The sequence below is a fragment of the Parafrankia sp. BMG5.11 genome, from assembly GCF_004337455.1.
In genome coordinates this window covers 1-6,612 of record NZ_SJXI01000186.1, presented here as the reverse complement: position 1 = coordinate 6,612, position 6,612 = coordinate 1, and the positions used below count along the sequence as shown (strand labels likewise).

Annotated in this window: 4 protein-coding genes and 1 pseudogene; 2 read left to right on the top strand and 3 right to left on the bottom strand. The window is 58.1% G+C overall.

Going from position 1 to position 6,612, the window contains the following annotated elements; genetic code table 11:
• The first annotated feature begins 1,439 nt into the window (after positions 1-1,439).
• Positions 1,440-1,646 carry a hypothetical protein gene (locus E0504_RS49515; RefSeq protein WP_131628085.1) on the top strand — a complete coding sequence of 69 codons (207 nt, stop codon included), beginning with the start codon at positions 1,440-1,442 and terminating at the stop codon, positions 1,644-1,646.
• Positions 1,647-2,768: 1,122 nt separating this feature from the next.
• Here the strand turns inward: E0504_RS49515 and E0504_RS49510 are convergent.
• Positions 2,769-3,878 (bottom strand): sensor histidine kinase, encoded by a 1,110-nt coding sequence (locus E0504_RS49510; protein ID WP_131628084.1) that lies wholly within the window; start codon positions 3,876-3,878, stop codon positions 2,769-2,771.
• Positions 3,879-4,654: 776 nt separating this feature from the next.
• Between E0504_RS49510 and E0504_RS54870 the strand changes: the two are divergent.
• Positions 4,655-4,774 (top strand): annotated as a pseudogene (locus tag E0504_RS54870) (PEPxxWA-CTERM sorting domain-containing protein); the annotation flags it as partial.
• A 545-nt stretch (positions 4,775-5,319) separates the two neighbouring features.
• Here the strand turns inward: E0504_RS54870 and E0504_RS49500 are convergent.
• On the bottom strand, positions 5,320-5,739 hold the full coding sequence (locus E0504_RS49500; protein ID WP_131628082.1) for a hypothetical protein: 420 nt from the start codon (positions 5,737-5,739) through the stop codon (positions 5,320-5,322).
• Positions 5,740-6,254: 515 nt separating this feature from the next.
• Positions 6,255-6,560, bottom strand: coding sequence for a hypothetical protein (locus E0504_RS51820; RefSeq protein ID WP_207974746.1), 306 nt, complete (start codon positions 6,558-6,560; stop codon positions 6,255-6,257).
• Positions 6,561-6,612 lie beyond the last annotated feature (52 nt).

Below are 6,612 nucleotides of genomic sequence, written 5' to 3'. Positions count from 1 at the left end.
TTAGCTTCGTTAGCGCAGTCTGACTAACCGCGAAAGAAGAAGTTTCGATACAGGCGTTTAGTTTCCCATTCTGGCACAATTTTCTTCAGGCAGATCGATAGCCCAAGTTTAGACCGTAAGCGTCAAGGCAAGCCTAGCGTTTGCTCTCCAATCAATTTCTGACGCCCCTGCGTCTTCGCGGGCAGCTGGAAGTGGACCAGCCGCAAACGATCCATTCCGGACATCGGTCGCTGTTGAAGGTCTCTTAAGGCTCTCGCCACCGTTCGAGGTCGTGAGGCTTGCCACGGATGGCCGCCCAAACTGCCCTTAAGGTCCGGAGTACAGAGTAAATCATCCAGCCAAAGAGAGCTGCCATTGATGACCACCAGACCACCGTGAGTGTGCCTGTAATCATGGGATGCGCGCGTGCCCCAAGCACGCTCAGGGTGATCAGGCTTGCTATTCCAGGTGTCACGAACAGGCCGGCCGTAAGGAAGCTGCGCCAATAGGCCCGATAACGATTAGCACCTTCCCATCGGTAGAGCCTGTCGTAAAGCCGGAAGCAAGCAAGGCTGTACTTTGACCTAGGCACAGTTCGCCGGTCGTTCTCCCGACAGCCGCCAGTCACCGTCTGCCTCAGTCAGCCAAAAGGTGCGCGTGGGCTCCATCCGAACATTGTAGCCCCGGGCGCCAGTAAATTCGACACAACTTTCGCCATGCCAACTGACGAAGCTGTCGAACGCCACTAGATCTGTGTCAACGATGCGAAGGCGGCGGGGGAAAGGATTCCAGGTCCAGATCGATGAACCCTGATAGGGTGACCACCGGCGGTCGTCGTGGTGCCCAGAGAAAAAGTGCTTTCCTCCCGGCGAGGGGATCGGCCGTGACCCTATCGGTATGTGGTGGTTTGGCATCACGAGGAAATAGTCAGTCTCCTCATAGTGACTGACTTCAACGCCCACATATTGGTTCCGCCAAACGCCATCTACGCGATAGCGAGTGCAGTCACCGGATACGCACTCGCCGCGGTCTTCAAAGGTCTGACCCAGTACCGTCAGAACCTTGCCTTGGCGTCTCACTAGGCCGGGGTAGGCCGAGATCAGCTCTACGTCTGATGACAAGCCATCATCGCTGCTGTGCGCGCTGCCCCCGCCGAGCAGTGTGTCAGTGGCACAGCATCCCAGGAACAGGGGCACTAATCCAGCCATGAGGAACCGCGTGAACATGACGAAGAAAGCTCCTGTCCAGACGGACCATACTTAGCCAACAATACGCAGCCAACAATCGTGGCGGCTTTCCACCCATTCTACGCCGCGCTCTGGGTTGGCGGCGCAGCTCAACAGCAGATGAACTGCGTTCGCACCTTCGCGGACGTCAACGCTGAAGCGACGAATGTCTCACGTTGAGGCAACTTGCTAATTTCGCTTCTCAAATCGTATGGCAGCGTCATGGATCCAGAAATGCTCAAGGTCCCCTCCGATGCGCTGAGAATAGCTGATTACGTCAAGAGACAGGCGGATAACTGTCTGGAGGTATCCCGCCGCACGCCTTGCGATTACCTCCTCGACAACACCCCGCGCGAGATGTGGCTGACGATCTCAGGAGTGTTGTCGGCCGTCGCGGAAGAGATCGAGAGCGGGCGGTATTCTGATCTCCCGGGAGCCTAGTCTTTAACCGGTGCAACCGTGTGGCTCCGCATCCACGCGCTGTTGGCGATGACGAGGAAGGTGATCGCAAACGAGCCCTTAAGTCGGAGTGCTGCCCAAGCGAGCCGTATGGTGGGATAAGGACGTACCCCGGCAGCAGACGTTGCCTAAACGAGCGACGGGCAAAGCTTAGTACCCTGTTCGGCACCAATTTCAGCGGTCCTGCAAAGCGCCTCCAGTTTCTACCCGCCCGCCTCGACATCGAGACTGCTAATGCCGAGAAGTGACTTACTGATAATTTCCGGGCTGGTGCTCCTTGTGGTTTGCGTCGCCGTATTCTTCTGGTGCGATGTGATCAGGCCCCGCCGGCGCAGGCGCAAAGAGCGACGGCTACGTAGAGAATGGCGATGGCAACAAGCTCTGAGGTTCCGTTTCTGGAACGATGTAATAAGGCCTCTGCGGACCCGCCGGATTGCCGATCAGCGGTCACCTCGGGGACGCCATGACAGCGACATGAGTTCCGACTAAGTTGGCGGCTGTCGGTCCAGGCGCAGCGCATATAACGCGTAGTACTTGACGGGTGGTAGGCTCTGGAGATTTTAGAATGCCGCCAGGTGAAAGGCTGCCCTTGCACCTAGAGGGCAGCCTTGCCGATAACCTGCGAGCGGCGATTGCAAGTGCAACTCGGTTGAAGGACCACCCGGTACACCGGGACACTCTACAGTTCTGGGGAGAGCTTCTCACGCACGCGCGGTTGGTGCATCGTAGAGGTCGAGTCCGCGACTTGGTGGAACTTGAACGGCTTATTATTGAGCTCGAGTTATCCCTCTACGCTCATATTAAATCGCTTTGAGCCGCAAGGAGTAACGCCGCTTGGGATTGAAACAGGAGGGACGACGCGCCGCCGCCCCTGGCAATCTGCATTTGGCATTGATCCGCGAGAAGGCTCTGCAGGACGCTAGCACGCGACGAATGTCCGCTTACCACCCATGGTCGGTCGTAGCTGCGAACCTTTGCTGCGCCTCTTATCCGACAGTTAGCTCCTCGGCTGAACGCGCCAGGAGCGGACGGGCAGCAAACGACCCCGAAACGGACATCACATGGCGCGGCCACTCGTCGATTTAAGAGACGTTTCGGGCGACCTTAGCTCGGGGTAAGTTCGCCCGACCTCTCAGGAAGGGTAAAGCAAACCGATGCTCCTCCGTCAGGCAAGTTGGTAGCGGTCATTCGACCCCCATGCGCCTCGACAATCGTCCGCGAAACTGAAAGCCCTACTCCAAGACCCTCCGCCTTGGTCGAGACGAAAGCTTCGAAGATTTCGGCCATGACATCTACCGGTATGCCTGGGCCGTCGTCTGATACGCAAATTTGGACATAAGAGCCTGTAGACCACGCCTTGATGCCGATGTGGCAGGCACTACCCCCGGCCGCCTCGCACGCGTTGCGGATCAGGTTGATCACGACCTGCTGAATCTGAATGCGATCTGCATAGACCGTCAGACCGGAGGAGACATCCCGAGACATTGTAAGGTGCTCGATACCCGCGGTCGCAAGAGCAGTGGCTTCTTTCAATACCGGGCCTAGTTCTACTTCCGTCTTCTTGCCGTCCCCTTTGGCGCTCATTGCCCGGACTGAGCGAATGATATCACCGGCACGATGCGCGGCATCCAAGGCCCCCTCGATGCATTCGTCGAGGTCGGAACCAGCAGTCTCACGAGGCGCGATCCGGCGGGCGGCAGAGAGATAATTGGAGACCGCAGCAAGCGGCTGGTTCAACTCATGTGCGATCGTGGAAGCCATGGCCCCCATGGCGCTCCCACGCGAAAGGTGAATTAGTTCGGTCTGGAGCGAGTGCAGCTTGTCGCGTGCGTCGATCTCACTTGTCACGTCCTGCTTTGTGCCGAATATTCGAACGGACTTGCCTGCCTCTTGTTCTACCTGCGCGGTTAAGCGGACCCAGCGGGTTCCGTTTGCCTTAGGCTTGATCTGAATATCCAGCGTGAAGCCTGTGCCGTTGGCAATCGCTTCGCTGCGTAACCGCTCCATTTCGCACCGAGAATTGGGCTCGTAGAGCTGGAGCGTCATCTCGCGATCAATCGTGAGACCTCGCCGCACTCCGAAGATGTCATAGACCATGTCGGTCCACGCAAGCTCACCTGTTGCAAGATCGCATTCCCACACGCCGATCCGAGCCAAGGTTGAGACCCGGTTATACATCTTCTTGTAGTGGGCGGCCGATGTTTCCTGGGCCAATGTGGGTCCTCTAGCTGGAAATGCCGCGACCCAGATTCGCTCGGGATACACCCCTCATCAGGGGAACGCTAGACCACCCGGTCCAGTTGCAAAGCCAGCTCAATCCGCGCCGGAATGACCGCTTCTCACTAAAGCCTAGCGCAGCTGCGCCCACCTGATGTTCCAAAATAAGACGGCTCTAAATAGGCATGTCGAGTAGGCTACGCGTAAGCTAAGACTAACGCGTCGCTAAAAAGAAGTGCGAAATTGCACCAAATTGCATTCAAAACAGCGTTTTGGCTCCGTGCGAATCGCGCAACACACTGGATCGTTAGATGAACGCCAAACTTCTGACTGCGGCTGCTTGTGCTGCAATCGCCTTTGCTGTGCCAGCGGGTGCGGCGCCCCCCCTTTGCAGCTCTGGTCCCGGGATCAACTTGACCACGGATCCCTGCATAGCATCAGGCAACGATAATTTGGCGTCAGTAGAAGCAGCCATCGCTGCTGCGACTGGCATCGACGTGAGCCTGCTCAATCTGACCCTCTACGGGAAGAGCGACGACAATCCGGGCCTGTTTAGCTTCTCTCCGAACGCTAACCCGACTGATGGAAAGGAAACGACTTTCACAGTCCTCGACGGCACTCTGATCAGCTATGTAAGCCTAAAGGCTGGAACTGACTTCAAGGTTTATCAGCTGCCTACAGCAACCAGTATTTCATCGCTCGGCATCTTGGTCGGGAAAGGCAATCAGCCTGACATCTCGCATCTGTCCTTCTGGACCACGCCAAACGCACCTGCTGTTCCTGAGCCTGCGACTTGGGCGATGATGCTGTTTGGTTTTGGCGCTGTCGGGTACGGCATGCGCCGCCGCAGAAGCGAGAGCAACGGAAAGCTGCGGGTGCGCTTCGCCGTTTGAGACAGCGTACACACGATCAGAGCGCCGCTGGTCAAACGGCCGGCGGCGTTTTGTTGTGCCAAGCTACTTCTGCTTTCCACCCACTGCCCGACGTTGACGCCTTTGCTGCTGGTGCCTGAGAGCGGACCGGCAGCAAGCGACCCATTACGGACGTCGAGCAAATCGGTCGATTAGCGCTCTTCTGAGCCTAGCAAAAAAAGCTTTTGCGGCAGGCACGTCGTCGTCGCTATCCCCCAAAGAAAACTCCGCCGGAGCGGGGCTAGTTGTTCGGGACTTGGCGCACCGGACGGGAGGGGGTATGGAGTGTGCCCTTTATGTGCGAAGCTTGCGTCTAGTTCCCACGACGGCCGGGGCTTCGGCGCCCCCCCACTTACGCCGCAGAAGGTGGCGTCTAGTCGGCACGGCAGGCGCGGTGATCGCCTTGTGCTCAATGCGCTCGCGCTGAACTCGAACGGAGTAGCGGCTCCACACCGCGAGACAGCGTTGCCGCTGGATGCGGTTGCTCTGCGCGGGCGATCGGGTTCCGAGTACTGCGCCTTGGGGATCTAGCTCCCGATGAGCGGACTTCGCGATCGGTCGAAGAAAGCAGCCACTTCTTTCGCGCCACTCAGGACCGCTGAACAGGAGCGGTCTGGTGCGCTACGCTTAAGCCGCTCGGCAAGCGTCCTTTCTCTGCGTTCCGGCTCTTGAACAGAAAAGCCCAGGTGGTTGATGATCGCTGGATGTAGCTTCGTGCGAAACGAGATCTTCGCCTCGCGCAAATCCTGCCAATTGACATCAGCGTAGATCCGCATGTTCCCAATCGTTAGCGTAATCGCGTCGCCGGGTGAGACAAAGCCGAAGCTGGTCACAACTCTGCAGCAATTTAAGGTGAGATCAGACACCGTCACGCGTTCCGAGCGCCCTCCCACCCGTGCGAGTGCGGAGATGGTCCTAAGATCCTGAGTATTGCTCGATCCGTCCATGAAACGCTCTTTAGCACGGGCTTAGTTAACGCATGACTTACTGCGTAAGCGCGCCGCCGACCTAAGCATATTCTCCTGATACCTAGCTTGTCTGGGACGAGAGTTAGCGCCACACAGCTAACGGCACTCAGGACAACCTCGACGCTTCCTACGTGCCAACATGGAGGTCGGGCAGTTGCGCCCCTTCTGCCCGGCGCCCTTGGTAGCCCCAGCAGAAACAAGAAATCGTACTCACGCGCGGGATGTCTGCGTAGCTGCAGCCTTGACATGGAAACGGTAGAGGTGCCGGCGGCGGCGGCACCTTCGCGAGCGCCGCGTCACTACCTTTTAGGCGCTGGCAGCTTACAGGAGTAGCCTCCCGCGGATCGAATGACCGGCTTTGGGTGGGAAGCGGACATCCGGCATGTTGCGATCGGGTCAGCGCCGAGGGAGCGCCACTCGCAACTATTCGAGAGTTCGGAGAAGCCCGCAATGGCTCTGCTGCTCAAACTTCGAGCAGGACTGGCAAGGCTAGCTCACCATAGTCGGGCTTCAGTGCCCACTCGCTTGCTGACTTCAGCCTCGATCGCTTGCAGCTGGCTACGGCTCATGACGCCGTTCGCCAGCAGCGCCTTCATCAGCTCGTCCACGAGAGCGGCCAGGAAATGCAGCTCTCCACGCTCGGATGCTTGCTCCTCTTCAACGCCTTCTTCCATCCCGCACTCCTGCTCGTTCAGCCTGTCCGGTAAGTGCAACGATTGCTTGAAGCAGTCGCTCCGCCAGGCTGTCTTGTTTTGTGGCAGGCGACACTTGGATGTTGCCAGCAGCACGGCCTCTGCCATTTTTAGCTCCCGCCACACGGGCGAGGGCCTACGAGGTCGCGACAGCCTCGTC